General features: G+C 41.9%; 10 protein-coding genes and 2 pseudogenes. 9 read left to right on the forward strand and 3 right to left on the reverse strand.

The window, feature by feature from the left end; all coding sequences use genetic code 11:
* The 5 genes from ACM0OY_RS29385 (at position 1) to ACM0OY_RS29405 (ending at position 9,863) form a co-directional block, all read left to right on the forward strand.
* Positions 1–5,856 carry an amino acid adenylation domain-containing protein gene (locus ACM0OY_RS29385; protein ID WP_414572309.1) on the forward strand — a complete coding sequence of 1,952 codons (5,856 nt, stop codon included), beginning with the start codon at positions 1–3 and terminating at the stop codon, positions 5,854–5,856.
* Positions 5,857–5,929: 73 nt separating this feature from the next.
* Complete coding sequence (locus tag ACM0OY_RS29390) at positions 5,930–6,235, forward strand: hypothetical protein (RefSeq protein WP_414572310.1); 306 nt, start codon at positions 5,930–5,932, stop codon at positions 6,233–6,235.
* A gap of 174 nt (positions 6,236–6,409) precedes the next feature.
* Positions 6,410–6,637, forward strand: coding sequence for an MbtH family protein (locus ACM0OY_RS29395; protein ID WP_414572311.1), 228 nt, complete (start codon positions 6,410–6,412; stop codon positions 6,635–6,637).
* 412 nt (positions 6,638–7,049) lie between these two features.
* On the forward strand, positions 7,050–8,216 hold the full coding sequence (locus tag ACM0OY_RS29400) for a trans-sulfuration enzyme family protein (protein ID WP_414572312.1): 1,167 nt from the start codon (positions 7,050–7,052) through the stop codon (positions 8,214–8,216).
* Positions 8,217–8,441: 225 nt separating this feature from the next.
* Positions 8,442–9,863, forward strand: a complete 1,422-nt coding sequence (locus tag ACM0OY_RS29405) for an aminoglycoside phosphotransferase family protein (RefSeq protein ID WP_414572313.1) — start codon at positions 8,442–8,444, stop codon at positions 9,861–9,863.
* An 88-nt stretch (positions 9,864–9,951) separates the two neighbouring features.
* On the opposite strand, the pseudogene ACM0OY_RS29410 reads toward ACM0OY_RS29405, so the two are convergent.
* Positions 9,952–10,653 (reverse strand): annotated as a pseudogene (locus ACM0OY_RS29410) (IS5 family transposase); the annotation flags it as partial.
* A 634-nt stretch (positions 10,654–11,287) separates the two neighbouring features.
* On the opposite strand from ACM0OY_RS29410, the gene ACM0OY_RS29415 reads away from it, so the two are divergent.
* Together ACM0OY_RS29415 and ACM0OY_RS29420 are read left to right on the forward strand one after the other, a co-directional pair.
* Positions 11,288–12,625, forward strand: coding sequence for an efflux RND transporter periplasmic adaptor subunit (locus ACM0OY_RS29415; RefSeq protein ID WP_414572314.1), 1,338 nt, complete (start codon positions 11,288–11,290; stop codon positions 12,623–12,625).
* Complete coding sequence (locus ACM0OY_RS29420) at positions 12,622–15,852, forward strand: efflux RND transporter permease subunit (RefSeq protein ID WP_414572315.1); 3,231 nt, start codon at positions 12,622–12,624, stop codon at positions 15,850–15,852. The genes ACM0OY_RS29415 and ACM0OY_RS29420 overlap by 4 nt, the downstream gene beginning before the upstream one ends.
* A 77-nt stretch (positions 15,853–15,929) precedes the next feature.
* On the opposite strand, the gene ACM0OY_RS29425 is transcribed toward ACM0OY_RS29420, so the two are convergent.
* Complete coding sequence (locus tag ACM0OY_RS29425) at positions 15,930–16,475, reverse strand: transposase (RefSeq protein ID WP_414572316.1); 546 nt, start codon at positions 16,473–16,475, stop codon at positions 15,930–15,932.
* On the reverse strand, positions 16,469–16,768 hold the full coding sequence (locus ACM0OY_RS29430) for a transposase (RefSeq protein WP_414572317.1): 300 nt from the start codon (positions 16,766–16,768) through the stop codon (positions 16,469–16,471). The genes ACM0OY_RS29425 and ACM0OY_RS29430 overlap by 7 nt, the downstream gene beginning before the upstream one ends.
* Positions 16,769–17,025: 257 nt before the next feature.
* On the opposite strand from ACM0OY_RS29430, the gene ACM0OY_RS29435 reads away from it, so the two are divergent.
* Positions 17,026–17,280, forward strand: coding sequence for a transposase (locus tag ACM0OY_RS29435; RefSeq protein ID WP_414572318.1), 255 nt, complete (start codon positions 17,026–17,028; stop codon positions 17,278–17,280).
* Between the two features lie 136 nt (positions 17,281–17,416).
* A pseudogene (locus ACM0OY_RS29440) lies at positions 17,417–18,751 on the forward strand (ISLre2 family transposase); the annotation flags it as partial.
* Positions 18,752–18,805: the final 54 nt, after the last annotated feature.

The following is an 18,805-nucleotide window of genomic DNA, read 5'->3' on the forward strand; positions in this document are numbered from 1 at the left end:
ATGCAAAAAAGCTCTCAACAGTACTGGTGTGTCCACAAAATATTTGAGAACCAAGTTTCAAATAACCCCAATGCCACAGCACTGATATATGAAAACGCTTTACTAAGCTATAAAGAACTTAATCAAAAAGCCAATCAGCTAGCGCATTACTTACAGAAGCTGGGGGTAAGTTCAGAAGTCCCTGTAGGAGTCTTCTTAGAACGTTCTTTAGAAATGGTGATTGGGATTTTAGGAATTCTTAAGGCTGGCGGCGTTTATACACTAATAGATCCGGCATATCCTTTAGAACGTATAGCTTTCATAATGGAGGATGTTCAGACACCAATAGTCATCACTCAGCAGAATTTAGAAGGCAAATTGCCAGTTCATTGGGCACAAGTAGTTTATCTTGATTTAGATTGGAAAGCAATTGCCTTGGAGAATGAAGAAAATCCTAGTAGCAATCTGACACCTGAGAACCTAGCCTACATCGTTTACACCTCTGGGTCTACAGGAAAACCAAAAGGAATAGAGATTCCTCACCGCAGCATTATTGGTTTTATGTTTGAGGCAAACTACCTTAACCTAAATTCTGAACAAACCTTTCTACAGTATTCTTCGGTTTCATGGGATGCATTCACTTTAGAACTGTGGACGCCATTACTGCATGGTGCACGCTGTGTTCTTTATTCAGGAAACTTTTTTACACCAAAAGACTTAGGTGATGTAATTCAGAAGTATAGTGTTGATATTTTATGGCTAACTTCAGCATTGTTTAACGCCATTATTGATTTAGTCCCTGAAGTACTATTAAGTGTAAAACAGTTGATAATCGGTGGAGAAGCGTTATCGGTTCCTCATGTTCATCGCGCTCTTGAACTTTTACCTTCCACTAAAATTACCAATGGCTATGGACCTTCAGAATGTACGGTATTTACCTGTTGTTATCACATCCCTAAACAACTGGATGAAACGCTACAGTCAATCCCGATTGGGAAACCTATAGGAGATAGAAGAGTTTATTTATTAGATTCACATTTAAATCGAGTACCAATCGGTATTCTAGGAGAACTTTATGTTGGTGGTTTCGGAGTAGCCCGGGGTTATAATCAACCTGAGTTAACTGCAGAAAAATTCATTCCTAATCCTCTCATTGATGAACCTGGATCACGCCTTTATCGAACGGGAGATTTAGCTCGCTATTTACCGGACGGCAGTATTGAGTTTATTGGTCGAATCGACCATCAAGTAAAGATTCGCGGTTTCCGCATTGAACTAAGAGAGATTGAAGCGGTCTTGGGTCAACACTCAGAAGTTCAACAGGTAGTGGTTTTGATGCGGGAGGATGAGTCTGGCAACAAGTGCCTAGCGTCTTACATAATACCCAACCAGGAATCATCTGTCAGAGTCAGTGATTTGCGGCACTTTTTGAAAGAAAAGTTACCCGAGTATATGATTCCATCTGTTTTCATACTACTAGAGACCCTACCTTTAACGCCCAATGGAAAGGTAGACCGCCAAGCACTACCAGCACTTGACACAGTCAGACCTGAATTAGAAGAAGGTTTTGTACAGCCCCAGACTCGTACAGAAAAAATATTAACCGAAATTTGGATACAAGTACTTGGTGTTGAGCAAGTGGGCATCCATGACAACTTTTTCGAGTTAGGAGGAGATTCTATACGTAGTATACAAGTGCTTTCTAAAGCTCAAGAGAAATCTCTAAACTTATCTGTTCAGCAAATATTTCAGTATCAGACAATTCAAGAACTGGCTCGAGAATTAAAATCTACAGAAGCCACTAATGTAAATTCAGAGCGCACGCATCCGTTTAGCCTTATTTCCCAAGAAGACTGCCAGAGATTGGCTAACAACGTGGAGGATGCATATCCCCTAACCATGCTTCAGGAAGGGATGCTTTTCCATAACGAGTACAGCCCTGAAAATGCTGTATATCACGATATCTTTAGCTTTCACATACGAACCCCCCTCAACCTTCAGTCCTGGGAAACAGCTACTCAGCAATTAATAACTCGTCATACTGTATTGCGTACTGCTTTCGATCTCACTGGCTACAGTGAACCACTGCAACTAGTTTATCAGACCGTCGATATTCCCTTGCAGGTCGACGACATACGTCATCTTGCTCAAGTTGAGCAAGATAAAGTTTTGGCAGCCTGGATTGAATCTGAAAAGCTCCGACGTTTTGATTGGAGACATCCTCCTCTCATACGCTTCCAGCTACACCGTCGCAGTGAGGAAACATTTCAGTTTAGTTTGAGCTTTCATCATGCGATTCTTGATGGATGGAGTTTGGCTAACCTGATTACTGAATTTTACGAGATCTACATTTCCAACTTACATAAAAAAACCTTTCTTATACAACCACCACCAGCGATTACATACCGGGATTTTGTGGCTTTGGAGTTAAAAGCTATTGAATCAGGGGAGTGTCGAGACTACTGGCTTAAGAAACTCAGTGATAGTACAATTTCAAAGCTTCCTCGTTGGCCTTCTTCCTATCGAATAGGTAACAATCAGCAAAGAATTCTAGTAAAAGAAGTTCCACTAATTCCTGAAGTCTCTGAAGGACTAAGACAATTAGCTCAGTCCATGAGTGTCCCTCTTAAAAGTGTCCTTCTGGCTGCACACCTTATAATTATGAGCCTACTCAGTGGTCAATCTGATGTTTTGACTGGTTTAGTAACAAATGGAAGACCAGAAGCTACAGATGGGGAAAGAGTTCTTGGACTATTTCTCAATACCATACCGTTTCGTCTAAATTTGCTAGGAGGCAGCTGGATAGACTTAGTACGAAAAACTTTCGAGGCTGAACAGGAATTGCTGGCTTTCCGACGCTATCCAATGGCCAAAATCCAAAGGGATCTGGGTAGACAGCCGTTATTCGAGACAGCCTTTAACTTTACGCATTTTCATATTTATCAAAGTCTTCAAGAATCCAATAGTATTGAGGTTTTAGCAGAAAATGGTTACGCAGTGACAAATTTCACTTTTATGGCTGATTTCAGCGTAGATTTGTTCTCGTCCCAAGTAAAGCTAACTTTAACTGGTGATGGACTTGAGCTATGCAATAGGCAAATGGAGGATATAAGTGGTTACTATACTAGAACCCTTACTGCAATGGGTTTAGAACCATTGAGAAGCTACAAGTTTCAGCAACTTATTTCTGATAATGAATGGCATCAGTTGGTTGTAGATTGGAATGATACCATCAGTAAATATCCAGCAGATCAATGTATCCATCAATTATTTGAACAACAAGTTGAACACACCCCTGATGCAGTAGCTGCGGTATTTCAAGACCAACAAATCACTTACCAAGAGTTGAATTGCCGTGCTAATCAATTTGCACATCATCTACAAGCGTTAGGAGTTAAGCCAGAAGTGCTGGTAGGGATTTGTGTCAACCGTTCTTTAGAAATGTTAGTCGGACTGTTAGCAATTCTCAAAGCTGGTGGAGCTTATTTGCCTCTAGACCCTACCTATCCTCAAGAACGTTTGGCTTTTATGCTATTAGATTCACAGATTCAGGTTTTGTTAACTCAACAGCAGCTTTTAGATAAGCTTCCCATACACCAAGCACAAACATTTTGCCTAGATCAAGATTGGCAAACTATTTCCCAACAGTTTCAAGTAAACCCTAACAGTAAAGTTCACCCACATAACTTAGCTTATGTAATTTACACTTCTGGTTCTACGGGAAAACCGAAGGGGACAATGATCATCCACTCTGGAATGGTAAATTATCTCAGTTGGTGTATAAAAACCTATAATGTCGCAGATGGAGAAGGAGCTACTGTCAACTCTTCCATTGGTTTTGATGCCACCATTACGAGTTTATTTTCTCCCCTGTTGGTGGGACAGAAAGTAGTACTCCTACCAGAAGTAGAAGAAATCGAGGCACTAAAGACAGCATTATGTTCTGAAACAAAATTCAGTTTGGTGAAAATTACTCCCGCTCATTTGGAAATTCTTAATCAAATGTTAGCCGGGAATAAAGTAAAAATTCAGACGAAAGCATTTATTATCGGTGGCGAAACTTTATCAGCAAAATGTATTTCCTTCTGGGAACAATACGCGCCTGAAATTAGATTGATTAACGAATATGGTCCAACAGAAACAGTTGTAGGATGCTGCATTTACGAAGTTGGAGAACAAGACTTTGGAGAAAATAACGTCCCTATTGGTCGAGCAATCGCTAATACTGAGTTATATATCCTAAATAATCACTTGCAACCAGTTCCCATCGGAGTTATTGGTGAACTATACATCGGTGGTGCTGGTGTGTCTAGAGGCTATCTGAATTGCCCCGATTTGACAGCAAAAAGATTCATCTCTCATCCCTTTAGCGAACGCCCAGGATCTCGCCTATACAAAACTGGAGATTTGGCCCGTTACTTACCAGATGGCAACATTGAGTATATGGGACGTATTGATAACCAAGTAAAAATTCGTGGTTTCCGTATCGAACTCGAAGAAATTGAAGCAGTGCTAGCTCAACATTCCCATGTTGCCCAGACAACGGTAATTACTCGTGAAGACCACAGAGGTGACAAAATTTTGGTTGCTTATATTGTTCCTCAACAGGAAGGCATGGTGAGCAGTAGTGAACTGTACCAGTTTCTAAAAGAAATATTGCCTAATTACATGATTCCGTCCGTATATGTACAGCTTGATACATTACCCCTAAATACTAATGGCAAAGTAAACCGTAGTGTTCTTCCTAAAGCAGATATCTCTAACATTATTGTTACTAATGAATTTGTTCTTCCTCGAAATGAACTTGAATTGCATTTAACACAAATTTGGCAAAATATTCTCAATATTAATACTGTTGGAGTCAAAGATAATTTTTTTGAAATGGGGGGTCATTCACTTTTAGCAGTTCGTTTAATGGCTCAGATTCAGCAACAATTTGCGGCAAATCTGCCTTTAGCAACTTTGCTTCAAAATCCCACGATAGAGCAAATTGCAGAGATACTTCGACAAAAAACAAATTCTTTGCCTTGGTCACCCTTAGTTCCTATTCAAAAAAAAGGTTCTAAGCTACCTTTTTTCTGTGTATCAGGAATTGATGGTAATGTAATTTACTTCCGACACTTGGCGCAGCATCTTGGTTTAGATCAACCTTTTTATACTTTGCAAGCACTGGGTCTAGATGACATATCGTCACCTTTTACTAGAGTTGAAGATATTGCTGCTCACTATATCCAAGCTATACAAACTGTTCAACCGCAGGGTCCGTATATTATCGGTGGTTATTCATTTGGCAGTTGGATAGCTTTTGAAATGTCCCAACAGTTACAAAAGCAAGCTAATGAAGTAGCTCTACTGGTAATTCTAGATGGTTTAGCACCGATTGCTAGTAATAAACCCCAAAATTTTCATTTGGATGAGGCTACTAGGCTCAAGTATATAATCCATGCCGTAGAACGTCTATCAGGGAAAAAATTGGACATTCCATACGAGGTTTTTCTAACTCTTAATTCCGAGGAACAATTCAATTACTTGGAAGCGCAATTAACCGTAATTCAGCAACTAGCTCCGGCAACTATAACTAATCAACTCCGTGGTTTGCTGCAAGTTTTTGATGCAAACGTTCAAGCAGGTATCGATTATCTCCCACAAGATATCTATCCCAGTAAAATTGCTTTGTACTTTTCCAGTGAAAGTAATGAGCAAAACATTGATATTCCCTTAGATCCTATGCATGGTTGGGGTGAACTTGCTTGTGAATTAGTAGACATCCAAGTAGTTCCAGGAGATCATTACACCATGATAGCTGCACCCCATGTTCAAGTTTTAGCAGAAAAATTAAGGCAGAGCCTTAATCAGGTTCAATCTTATAAGGTGTAATATAGAACTTTCGGACGTCCGCATCATGTGAATAAGAAACAAATATAACTGAAATACAACTAGAGGTAAAATCATGGCAACAATGGGAAAATATTGCAAAGCCTACTCCGTAAAAAGATTACGTGAGTTCAGTCAATGGGTAGAGTATTCTAAAAATACTAAGAAAGAAAAGAAAAAAATCGATAACCAAGAAGTTGAAGTTGAGCGAGAACTAACTGATGATGACTTTCTTTATCTCCAAGAAAACTACGTAGTCACAGATGGGATTTTTAAAGACGAAAATATCATTTTTGACAATATAACACCTGAATGGAAAGATTTTTGCTATAAAACTCTTATGTTTGAAATTTCAGTTTACGAACCTATAGAACCCATTTGACGCCTTTATTATGTCTTAAAGGCAAATTGCACCTATAATTTTAATAGATGTAGAAACATGACTTTATTCCCTTGAGAAAAGCACATATATGTGTCTCTATACAACTCCACACTTTAGTTTGAAAGTGCAAGATTTTGATACTAAGCGTTGAAAATAAACTCACAGGAGACAAAAATGTATCAAGACGAAAAAGAAGATACCATGATTTACAAAGTTGTAGTTAATCATGAAGAGCAGTACTCTATCTGGCCTGTTGACCGAGAAAACGCACTCGGCTGGTGGGATGCTGGAAAAAGTGGTCTTAAGGCAGAATGTCTTGAGTATATCAAGCAAGTATGGACTGATATGAGACCACTGAGTTTAAGGAAGAAGATGGAAGAAATAGCGAACAAGTCAGATTAACCAATACTTCACCAAAAAAGAGTATGAAAAAAGATATCTGATATAGTAGTAGGGTTGTCTCCGAAAAGACAACTCAAAAACCAATACGGTTCAGTTGAGAAGAATAGTATGTTGGGTTGATCTGTCGCTCAACCTAACCAAGCCTTGATGATGTTGAGTTACGTTCCTCAATCTAACCTACGCCAGTTTCAGTTTTTGACCTTAATTGAGCCCTGACCAAGTGCAAACTCTCCTACTGAGCTGGTTTATCAAGAGTATCTCCAACTGCACTACCAACAACAAACTGCTGCTATCGAGACTGCTCAACAATTGGCAGGATGGCAACTGTATGTTACCAACGCCCCTGCCGACTTACTGACCTGATCACAAGTTTATCAAAAATAAAATAGTAAGCAATCAACTTAGGAGGTATATGGAAGAGAAATCATTTGATAGTTTAGTAGTTGATTTACCACCAGTTGAGTGTGAGTTTCAACCACTTGTACCGCCTATTTATCAAACTAGTATCTTTGAGATGGTAGATTATGAAACGGCTGTTAAAAATGAAAATGCTACGCGTCCAAATAGTTACTATACAAGATGGGGAAATCCGACGGTTACAGTGTTAGAGAAAATGTTGGCTAAGCTTGAAGGAGCAGAAACAGCTCTTGCTTTTCCGTCAGGTATGGCAGCTATTTTCTGCGTGCTATACTCTACGCTGAATCCAGGTGACCATATCTTATGTTGTAAATCAGTTTACACAGATACGTCTGTGTTACTAACTAAAGACTTTCCAAATTTGGGTATCGAAGTAACATTCTTCGATAATCAGAATATTGAAGAAATTTCCAAATTGGTAAGAATTAACACTAAGGTTATTTATATAGAGTCTCCTGATAATCCTAATTTAAATATAGTTGATATTAAGGCTGTTTCATCTTATACCAAAGAACGAGGGATTTTAATTGTTGTGGATAACACATTTGCTACACCTTACTGTCAAAACCCTATAAAGCTAGGTGCAGATGTTGTGGTACACAGTTTAACTAAATATATTTCTGGGCATATGAATGTTAGCGCGGGAGCTATTGTCACAAATAATACACTGGCAAAAAGATTTTGGGATAAACAAATATTAATTGGGTCTTGTCTTGATCCTCACTCTGCATGGTTACTAATACAATCAATACAGACTCTTGCTATACGGCTGAATAAGCAAATCAATAATGCTGCTCTAGTCGCCAAATATCTTGAAACACATCCTAAAATTAAAAAAGTTATTTATCCCGGACTTCCATCACATCCTCAGCATGAACTTGCTAAGAAGCAGATGAAAGGATTCGGAGCCATAGTTTCTTTTGAGGTCTATAATGGAATTCAAGAAAGTGTAAAAGTAGTTGAAGGAACTAAAGTTTTCAAATTGGCAGTTAGCCTTGGTGGTGTTATATCTCTTATTGAGCATGCATCAACAATGTCTCATTCAAAAGTTTCCAGGTGTGATGATAATACGTATGTCGCTAAGAACTTAATTCGTCTCTCTATCGGCATTGAAGATCCTAATGATTTGATTAAGGATTTGGAACAAGCATTAGCTGGTTAATTTTAGTAGACTTAAAACTTCTCTGATAGCTAAAAAATAGTAGTTTATGATACCTTTTTTCAGAAAATATACAAAAGTTGATTTATTAGAGAGAACGATAAACTAACCCTAAAGGGGTGACAAAGAATTTATAAAGCAGATTTGGATAGATTGGATAAAAGACATAGCCCACAGGCGTTGCTGAAAATATCACCACGAATTTCTGTAGGAGAAAAATACCACGTTATGAGCCAAGTAGTTGTAGTCCACTCCCCAGATTTCCATTTTGACTATTACAGTATCATTTTCAATATAACAGACGAACGGCAAGTGTTAATTCTATCTGATGAAAATAACTGGTCTTTGCCGCATTTTTTGCCTTATGAGCACCACTTTGGGATGGTGGGACACATTAATAAAGCAATGAAAGCCCAGTTAGGATTGAATGTTACTACACTGCGCTGCTTTTATGAAGATTATAATATGGAAACCAAAACTGGGTGCAGGGTGTATGCAATGGAAAATCACTCTCCTCACTGGACACTCCCTGCAAATGCACGTTGGGTACAATTCCATGAATTGGATGATCTCACATTTGTAAATTCCAAAGTTCGGCAAGTTCTTAAAACTTGGTTTACCGAGACGGATAGCGATAACATACCAGTACTGCGAGTTCCTTGGGCGAAAATAGGGTGGTTTGACAGGACAGCAACCTGGATTAATCTACAACTCAATTCTAATGGCTTGTGTGCTTTTGCTCCCATCGAGCAAGTCAAATCCCAAACTCGTTCTTGTCTTTTAAAAGTTAGTACAACAGATGGAAAGCTTTACTTTAAAGCAGTGTTTGGTATATTTGGTAAAGAACCCACATTGACCGATTTTCTTGCTCAACTCTACCCTAACCACTTACCTAAGTTGCTAGCTGTAGATACAGAACAGCAGTGGATGTTAATGTGGGATTTCGGTGGTAACCTCCTGAGCGAAGTTGCAGATATTTCTCAATGGGAAGAAGCACTTCGCTTGGAAGCTGAGATACAAATTCAGGCTGTTCATCAGGTAGATAAATTGCTTGATATAGGCTTTCCTGATCGACGGATAGAGCAATTAGCTAGCCAGATTAAACCTTTATTTGCAGACAAATCTGCACTTCTAGTACCGCAAAATGATCCAATTCTATCTGAAACAGAAATAGAGACATTAAGCTCTTTGGTTCCTCAACTAGTAGCAAGATGCAATGAGTTAGATGGTTTTGGCATACCTCAAACTCTAATACACGGTGATTTTCACTGCCAAAATGTAGTTGTTACTAATGAAAGATTTATCTATTTTGATTGGTCTGATAGTGCAATATCTCATCCTTTTTTCGATGCAGGTTTCTTTTTACACGAAATTACACAAGAATTTCCCGAAGTAACTGATGTACAACTAAGGTTACGCAATGCCTATTTAAAACCTTGGACAGCTTTTATGCCAATGGAAGAATTAATTACTGTGTTCCAAAAATCGCAAATTTTAGCTACTCTTTACCAGGCTATTGTCAGTTACGAAATTACTAAAAATTTGGAAGTTTCTCATCGGTGGGAAACAGAAAACGCAGTTCCTTATTACCTCAAAAGTCTGTTAACACAAATCCAAGGGACTTCCAAAGTGGAATTCATTGATAGCTGAATCGGGCAGGACTGTGGTCGGGCATCTGTGCTATGCATTAGTCGCATCTTTCTTAGAGGATGTTGTAAAAGTCGAAGCGAGCCAAAAATTATGCCAGTTGCCTAACCATAAGACGTATCATCGCAATGTAAATAAAAGTCTCAGAGGTTTCTGGTAGTCGTTCATAATCTTTACTTAAACGCCGACACCAGTTAAGCCAACCAAAAGTTCGCTCAACAACCCAGCGCTTTGGTAAATGGACAAAACCTTTCTTTTCCAAGGGTCGAAGCACAATTTCCACAATCCACCGAAACATATCCATCACCCAACACATAAATTCTTCGCCTCGGTATCCTCCATCCATCCAAATAGTGTGCAACCGCTTTACCTGATTTCCCGTATCATGAACTCGTTTGAGGACTTGTTTCGCTCCTTGGCGCTCTGGAAGACTTGCAGAGATAACTAACACTCCTAAAACTAGCCCTAGTAAATCCACACTCAGATGTCGTTTACGACCGTGTATTTTTTTGCCTGCATCATAACCTACCTCTTGGGATATCATGGTTGCTGTTTCTACTGATTGACTATCAACTGCTGCTTCTGACGGGCTAGGTTCACGTCCTGCTGCCACGCGAGTCCATTGGTATAATTTGTCGTGAATTTTTAACCAAGTTCCATCTTGGCTCCATCTCCAAAAATAACCATAAACAGTAGACCATGCAGGAAAATCCCCTGGTAATCCTCTCCAAGTACATCCTTCACAGAGTGCGTAGAGAATAGCATTGACAACGGTGTATATAGCTATCCTACGTGTAGAGGGACAAATTATTTGACCAAAGCGACAGATTGTCCATCATCCATCCAAATGCTTTTGCATCGCCTGTTCAAGCAATTTCTACAACTTCACATCACAAACCCCAAAAATTCAATCCGCTTCCCTAAAAGCTTGCAGGCGTGAAAAAATTGACTTTTAATTTGTCGCTTTGGTCAAATAATTCGTCTCTCTACAAGTGGATCATATTCTAACTACAAGTGATTTAATACTGCTTCAAGAAACTTACGATCGCTTATTACTTCAGTTCCCAATTGCTCGACTACAGCCATTGCATGGGGATGCCAATGCTTTAAATTTAATTTCAACAGCACAAGGATGCCTTTGGAACGATTTTGAAGATTCTTGCAATGGTACGTCGCTTGGGACTTTATTGACCTTGATGACGAAAGGAGGTCAGCCGATCCTAATGCAATGTGCCTAACTCTGCCGTACCGGAGCGATACATCCTGATGCGACAAATTCACGCGATTGTCTAGGTTTATGCTTTAGTACCATTTCCCGTCCGGTCTTTTCATACGAAAGTTATGCTTAATAATTTGCACAATGCACAAGCACTATCTCAAGCAATAGAACCCATACCAGGCAACTAATCACAGGTGCTTCATTAACTATGAAAACTTCTGAATCCCAGGGTTCGTCACCACAACCTTCAGTACCATCTCGCCGCCTAAACCGAGTGCAACTTGGGCTGCTAGCACTCTTGCTACTAGTAGGTGGCGGTGTAGTTGTTTGGCGGACGCTCACTTCTGCCAACGACCCTGCATCTTCTCAAATGGCTCAAGGGCAGCCCCCAACCCCAGTAGAAACCATTGCCCTGAAACAAGGTCAAGGCGTTAGACGCATCCAGTTATTGGGGCAAGTAGAGGCAACTAAAAGTGCCACACTCCGCACGCAAACCGCAGGGACGGTCGAGCGAGTTTTGGTGGAGGTAGGAGATCGCATCAGCCCAGGAATGACAATCGCCACCTTAGACGATGCAGATCAGCAGCTAGTATTAGCAGAAGCACGAGCAAGACTGACGCAGGAGCGCAGCGAACTGGCGCGTCTTTTAGTAGGCACCCGACCGGAAATCATTGCCCAGCGTCAAGCCGAACTCCGCTCTGTCCAAGCACGTGAACGAGAGGCGCAGCAGAACCTCAAACGTTACCAAGAGTTGGTAGCAGCAGGAGCAATCAGTGAGAAGGCACTATTAGAGGAAACAGCGGCGGTGGATGCAACACAAGCAGAACGGTTGAAAGTACAAGCAGCACTAGCAGAAGCCACAGCTGGCCCTACTCGTGAAGAAATTGCGGCTCAAAAAGCCAGTGTCGCCGCCGCCGCATCTGCGGCCAATCAGGCAAAACTGTCTCTAGCACGGACGCAGGTTAAGGCTCCAGCAGGTGGAATTGTGCGATCGCGGGAGGTCAGTACAGGCGATTTGGTCGAAAGTCGCGATCCGGTGGTAACCCTGGTAAATAGTAACGAGTTGGATGTTTTTCTGGAATTGCCGGAGCAACTCAGCGGCAGTATCACCCCTGGTTTGCCCGTACAACTGACTGCCCGTGCTATCCCGAACTGGCAAAGACGCGCCACAATTAGCGGCGTGGTTCCGGCTGCTAATGCAGCATCACGGCGGCAAATGGTACGGGTGCGATTGCAAAATCCACCTCAGAGTTTGTTGCCCAAAATGGCGACCGCTGGCGAGTTAGAATTGCTTTTCGATGCGGATAGCTTAGTCGTTCCCCGCGATGCTTTGGTTCAGCGCGACGACACTTGGCTGTTGTTTACCGTCGCGGATGGTAAAGCAGTGCAGGTGCAGGTGAAACTAGCCGTTGACATGGGCGAAACAGTGGCGATTTCTAGCAGTCAGTTGCAAGTCGGGCAACCCGTCATTGTGCGCGGTGGTGAAGGGCTGATGCATGGAGCGCCAGTACAAGTTGCCGAACAAAACACGAAGCAAGAATTATGAACTTCATTGAAACCTCTGTCCGTTGGCGACATGGCACTTTTGTTTTATTCTGCCTGTTGACAATGTTTGGGTTGATTGCCCTGTTCAGATTGCCTTTGGAGCTGCAACCAGGAGGCGATCGCCCAGAAATTACGATTACCACTCCCTACATCGGCGCAGCTCCTGCGGAAGTGGAGGATTTAATCACTCGCCCAATTGAAGATGTGCTGGAGGAAATCGAAAGCGTTCAAGAAATTACCAGCCAAAGTCTATCGGGAATTAGTACTATAACGATTAAGTTTGACTGGGGAACAGATGTCGATGCACGCTTAGTCAATGTGCTGAATAAATTACAGCAGTTAGAAGAGCTACCCCAGGAAGCGGGCGAGTCTGATGTGCAGGTTGCTAGCGGCAACAATAACCCGATAATGTGGATCGTGCTGAAGCCAAAACCTGGCTATCAGACAGACTCTAACCGCTACCGCGATTTGATTGACGAAGTGATTGAACCCGCACTGCGGCGAGTCGAGGGTACGAGTCGGTTCTTTATTGTTGGCGGACAAAAACGGGAAGTTGAGGTACTGGTCGATCCGAAAGCTTTGTCAGATCGCAACCTTACCCTTAGCAATCTTACTGACACGCTCAGAATTAACAATCGTGATATCCGAGGCGGCCCCTTGGTGCTAGGAAAACGCGAATATCAGGTGCGGACGGTAAACCGAGCGCAAGAGTTAAATCAACTCAAAACCTTTGTCCTGCGGCGCGATGACGCAGGAACAGTATTTCTGGGGGATGTGGCTGAGGTGCAAATGGGGCGTAAGTTCCAAGACAGTGCGTTTCTGTTCAACGATGCTCCATCTGCCGGAATTGGCATCATCCGCAGGGTAGGCGCGAATGTACCACAAGTATCTAGGGGAGTCCGAGCCGCCTTAGCCAGCTTACAAACGCAACTTAATCGTCAGGGCCAAGGGGTTGAGTTTGAGATTCTCTACGATGAAAGCACCTACATTGACCAGTCGGTGTCTAACGTGCGAGGCGATTTAGTTACAGGTGGAGTGTTGGCGATCGCAGTCTTGCTGTTGTTTTTGGGTTCCCTCCGCACCGTTGTTGTTGTGGCCATTAGCATTCCCATTGCAATGATCGTGGTGTTCATTGTTAGTGCAGTGCTGGGGCGATCGCTCAACATCATCAGTTTGGCAGCATTGGGATTTGCAGCAGGGATGGTGGTCGATAACGCCATCGTCGTCATTGAAAACATCTTTACTCACATGCAGCAGGGTAAAAGTCGCCTGCAAGCAGCGATCGACGGTACTCAGGAAGTCAGCGGGGCAATCCTGGCGGCAACATTGGCCAACGTGGCAGTATTCGCGCCGCTGGTGCTGGTGACAGGCGAAGTCTCACAGTTGTTTGTCGATATGGCAATCACAATTACGGCGGCCGCTGTATTATCGATGTTTGCATCATTGACGTTGCTGCCGATGTTGGCGAGTTTGTTTCTCAACCCAGCAGAAGCACAGCAAACCTTCCAACTAGGAAACGCCAGCAATTCCCAACTACAGCTACAAGCTAGCGGCAACTGGCTAGAGCAAAAGGTCATGCAGACTTCGTTTGTGTTCCGACGGCTGCAAAGCAAGTTAGAAAGCTTTTTATTGGCAACGGTAGGTTGGGCGCTAGGTCCGCGTCGGCTCAAGCGCAGATTAGTATTACTGTCTATTCCAATTGTGTTGTTGGCTTCCAGTATTGCCTTGCTGCCCCCTGCGGACTATTTACCAGAAGGCAACCTGAATTTTGTATTTTGGCTGACCGAGACATTTCCCGGAACCAGTGTCCCAGAGGCAGTCAAACTATCTGCGCCTGCCAGAGGATTCTTGAAACAGCAGCCTGAAATCGCTCACACATTTTTTGTCAACTTTCCCCAGTTTCGCGGGATTGGCATCAACCTCAAGCCAGAATCGGCGACAGGTAGCGGGCTGGCACAGATAGTACAACGCTTAACTGGCCAAAGCTTTGGCTATCCAGGCTACAAATTCATGTTCCCGATCCGGTTCCCCATCTTCAACGATCCAGGTAAATCGTTTGAGGTGCAAATCATTGGGCCAGATTTGCAACAACTCAATCAACTAGAGCAACAGTTAACTCAACAAATCTCAGCCTTGCCGGGAGTTGCTAATGCGCGCTCTAACTCTATTAACGGCGCTCCCCAGCTGCAAGTCATTCCCAACCGTGTGCGGCTTTCTGAAGTCGGTTTGTCAGAATTCGAGGTCGGGGCGATGGTCGAAGCAGCGCTAGGAGGTCGTTTTGCCTCTGAGTTTGTGGATGGTAAGGAAGAACTGGATGTCACCGTACAGTTGCAAAATATCTTTGTTAAAACACCAGAACAGTTGCGCCAGTTGTCGCTATATAGTTCTCGAATTCCTCAAGGGCAGGCAACAGGGAATAACCAGCAATCAATAACTACCTCCCAAGGGGGACAAGTTCAGCTGGCAGATGTGGCAACTGTGCGCGAAACAACCGGGCCAGGTGTAATTAACCATGTGGATTTAGAACGCTCTACTACTCTAACCGTAAGCTTGACTCCAGATGCACCATTAGGACAACTTGTCAATCAAACCGAAAATCAAATCCTAGCTCCATTACGAACCAAATTGCCGCCTGAATTTCGTGTGGAATTAGCTGGATCTGCCGATCGCCTTTCAGAAACTGTGGGGCAACTGGCTTCTGCTTTTGTGTTCTCGGTGATTATTACCTATTTACTACTGGTTGCCCTGTATCGTTCATTCTTCTATCCATTAGTAATTATGGCAACAGTGCCGATGGGATTAACAGGAGCATTGCTAAGTCTGGTTATTGCTAACTGGATTCCTGGCGTGATTGTGCCTTTGGATATGATTACCGGATTGGGGTTTTTGATTTTAACTGGAGTAGTAGTGAATAACGCCATCTTGATTGTCGAACGGGTGCTACAACTACAGCAGGAGGGACAAAAGTATGATGAATCTCTCTATAATGCTACTCGCGATCGCCTCCGCCCCATCTTTATGTCCGCAGGTACAAGCGTACTAGGTGTGATTCCCCTGGCAATCTTTCCAGGGCAGGGATCTGAACTATATCAAGGTCTAGGAATTGCCTTAACCGGAGGTTTAGCATTTTCCACAATCTTGACCCCGACTGTGGTTCCGGCATTGATGGCACTATTGCATGATTTTTCTGACGCTCGGAGTAAATATACAGCCAGCCACCATCGGTGATAGTTTAAGATAAAGCGCATTTTATCAATAACTTCGTTATACTTTAAAAGCCTTTTTCTATAGAATCCATTTGGGATCTATTTGTTAGCTAGCCGTTTGAGCATCAATCTGATGAAACAAAGGTTGAGCTTTGCTGTAGCATGGCTGAGGGTTCTCTCAAAGTTTTTCACCAAACTCTTGCATCGTTCCATCCAAGCATTTGACCGTTCAATCACCCATCGAGTTGCCACCGGGACAAATCCAGTTTTACCAAGTGCGGCCTTTTCGGCTTTGGTTGGCTTGGGTGCTAGTTTAAACCGAACCTTGGTCATGATCTGGGGATAGAGATTTTGCAAGGCTTGGGTGATGGTATCTGGGTGATAGCCATGATCAAGCAGAATGGTGATTTTGGGGATGTTGACAGGCTTGGCTCGAAAGTAATCCAGGTGGTTACTCAACAGTTCAATCAAGCCTTGGTCGTCGGACAAATTGGCTTTGGTGCAGTGAGTAAAAAACGGCAAACCCAGAGTATCGACAGCAAGATGGCGTTTGATGCCATTAGTACATTTGTAATGACAAAACCCTTTGGACTCAACACTGGCATTGCACGTATTTTTTACCGCTTGTGAATCGATGATCAGCAACCGCGTCCACTTTGGTTTTTCTTAACTTGTTGACGTACCTCGGAATGTAAAGTCGTCATTATCTGTTCGATAACTCCCTCAGCCCGCCATTGCTTGTAATGCCAGAAGACTGTCGAGTAGGGTGGTAAATCCTTGGGTAAATCACACCAATTACAGCCGTTTTTCAGTTGATAGAAGATGCCATCAAGAATTTCTCTTTTTGTCCACCGAGGCGGTTTGGTTTTCTTCTTTTGGGGCAGTAATGGCTCTATGAATTCCCACTCTTTGTCGCTTAAGCTACTGGAATATGGCATTTATTTTTGATTTTAGCTCGTCGTCAAAGATCCCAAATGGGTTCTATAGAAATGACAATATAATATAAAAGTTTTTCTAGGCAGTGTTCTTAATCACACTATTTATATGACATCCATCATTGCTAAATTAAGCAACTTGGTATAAATATTTGTACAGTAACCAATACCTTAGCCAAAATGAGAGGGTGAAGAGAGAGGGCGCTCTGTAGTAGAGTTATTGTCTTCCCAAACGACAACTCAAAAGCCACAATCAACCCATGCCCGATATCTTATCACTCCTGCAATGCCTCCTGCCGCAGATAAACGCTACGACGATGCGTCAGTTGAACCAGATAATCATTGCAATGTTAGCAATGAGCGGGCGAGTCACCATGTTGGGAATTGCCCGTTGGACAGGGGAGAGCGGTAGCTATCGGACAATGGGGAGATTTTTCTCAACAGGGGAGCAACGCGATTTTGTGAGGTCGGCCAAAAAAGGTGCGATCGCTAAAAACCTATTTAACTGTACCTAGAATATTTATTGCTCTTAAATAATTATTTATACTGGGTTAAATTATAGATGATTTTAGGATACAAAAAAAGGTAGGATTCCCTTTGGAGTAAAGGTTTTGATATCTGACATCAAAACAAAAACAGGGAATGCTTACCATGAAAAATAATATATATTGTACTTTTGATTTAGGCAAATCAGTGTCACACTTTCAAGAAAAAGTTACGAAAGTTTTAGAATTAACGAATATCCCAGAATGGAATGGACAAACTTTCAACTTACGTGAAAAGCAAATTAGGGAATCGGCATTAATTTTAGCAGGAGAATGTATTGCTTTATTGCTCCATAACTTGTCTAAATCTCAATAATTTTTGCACAAAGCAATGCAGAAAACTCAGGGATGGTGGCACAATAAGACGCGAAAACACGGTTGTAAAAAACGGCAAATATTAACAGTTGGTAATGTTGCAGTAACTTTAAAGTTACCGTATGTAGTTGAACGTCAAACTCAACCAAATAAAAATAAAAAATCTTTACATGAAGGATTCTGCCCATTCTTAAGATATTTAGGAATGTCCGAAGGTTTAACCCCTGTAGTTTTATCGACTGTTGCCCAATATGGTGCAATTGCTGGCTCGTTTGAGGCAGCACGGACAACATTAATTGATTGGGGTATAAATATCAGCTTAAGACGCATAGAACGGCTAACATATTACTTTGGCAAAATTGGTATAAATTTACGTAAATCAAAAATAACAAGTTTAGAGCTTGGTAGTTTACCTACGAGTAATATTCTTAAAGGCCAGCGTGTTGTTATTGCTGTAGATGGCGGTCGTACACGGATTCGGATTAATAAAAAAGGTAGGCGTAAGGTTAAGACTAATCGTGTAGGCTTTACGGGAGAATGGATTGAGCCAAAACTATTAACAATTTATGTCGTGAATGAGCAAGGTGAAAAAATCAAGAATGGAGAGATTCCAATTACCAATGATGGAACTTATAAAGGATATCAAGAATTTTTGCAGATATTAGAGATGTACTTGGTTAATTTAGGTATTAGTCAGGCGAAACAAGTTTTATTAATTGCGGATGGAGCAGAATGGATCTGGATACATATTCCCCCTTTACTCAAAAAGTTAAAATGCCCATCTGAAACTTATCAATTATTAGACTTTTTTCACGCTGCATCACATTTACAAGACTTTGCTGATGCTGCTTTTAGCACAAACAATGAGCGTCAACAATGGTTTCAAAAGGCTCGAAAAAGTTTAAAAAAAGGTCAGGCACTAGATTTAATGAGAAACATGGGTGAATTTATTTCTGAGGCGAATGGAGAGCGCCTCAAAATTTTGGTACGAGAACGGAATTATATTTTAAAAGCTTACCGACGCAGGCTTTTAAGATATAACGAAGTTGCAGCCCGAAAATTACCTCTTGGTAGTGGTGCGGTTGAAAGTTTGATTCGTCAAGTCGTTAATTTGCGTATGAAAGGTAAGTAAGTGGGCATCAAAAAAGTCAGCTATGTTAAGATATATAATACGGAGAGT

Origin of the sequence: Nostoc sp. CCY 9925 (assembly GCF_963920935.1) — a bacterium.
Classification (GTDB): domain Bacteria; phylum Cyanobacteriota; class Cyanobacteriia; order Cyanobacteriales; family Nostocaceae; genus Nostoc.

Coding starts and splice junctions, on each gene's coding strand:
- ACM0OY_RS29395 (WP_414572311.1), top strand. CDS start 6,410: ATGTATCAAGACGAAAAAGAAGATACCATGATTTACAAAGTTGTAGTT.
- ACM0OY_RS29435 (WP_414572318.1), top strand. CDS start 17,026: ATGCCCGATATCTTATCACTCCTGCAATGCCTCCTGCCGCAGATAAAC.
- ACM0OY_RS29390 (WP_414572310.1), top strand. CDS start 5,930: ATGGCAACAATGGGAAAATATTGCAAAGCCTACTCCGTAAAAAGATTA.
- ACM0OY_RS29400 (WP_414572312.1), top strand. CDS start 7,050: ATGGAAGAGAAATCATTTGATAGTTTAGTAGTTGATTTACCACCAGTT.
- ACM0OY_RS29405 (WP_414572313.1), top strand. CDS start 8,442: ATGAGCCAAGTAGTTGTAGTCCACTCCCCAGATTTCCATTTTGACTAT.
- ACM0OY_RS29385 (WP_414572309.1), top strand. CDS start 1: ATGCAAAAAAGCTCTCAACAGTACTGGTGTGTCCACAAAATATTTGAG.
- ACM0OY_RS29415 (WP_414572314.1), top strand. CDS start 11,288: ATGAAAACTTCTGAATCCCAGGGTTCGTCACCACAACCTTCAGTACCA.
- ACM0OY_RS29430 (WP_414572317.1), bottom strand. CDS start 16,768: ATGCCATATTCCAGTAGCTTAAGCGACAAAGAGTGGGAATTCATAGAG.
- ACM0OY_RS29420 (WP_414572315.1), top strand. CDS start 12,622: ATGAACTTCATTGAAACCTCTGTCCGTTGGCGACATGGCACTTTTGTT.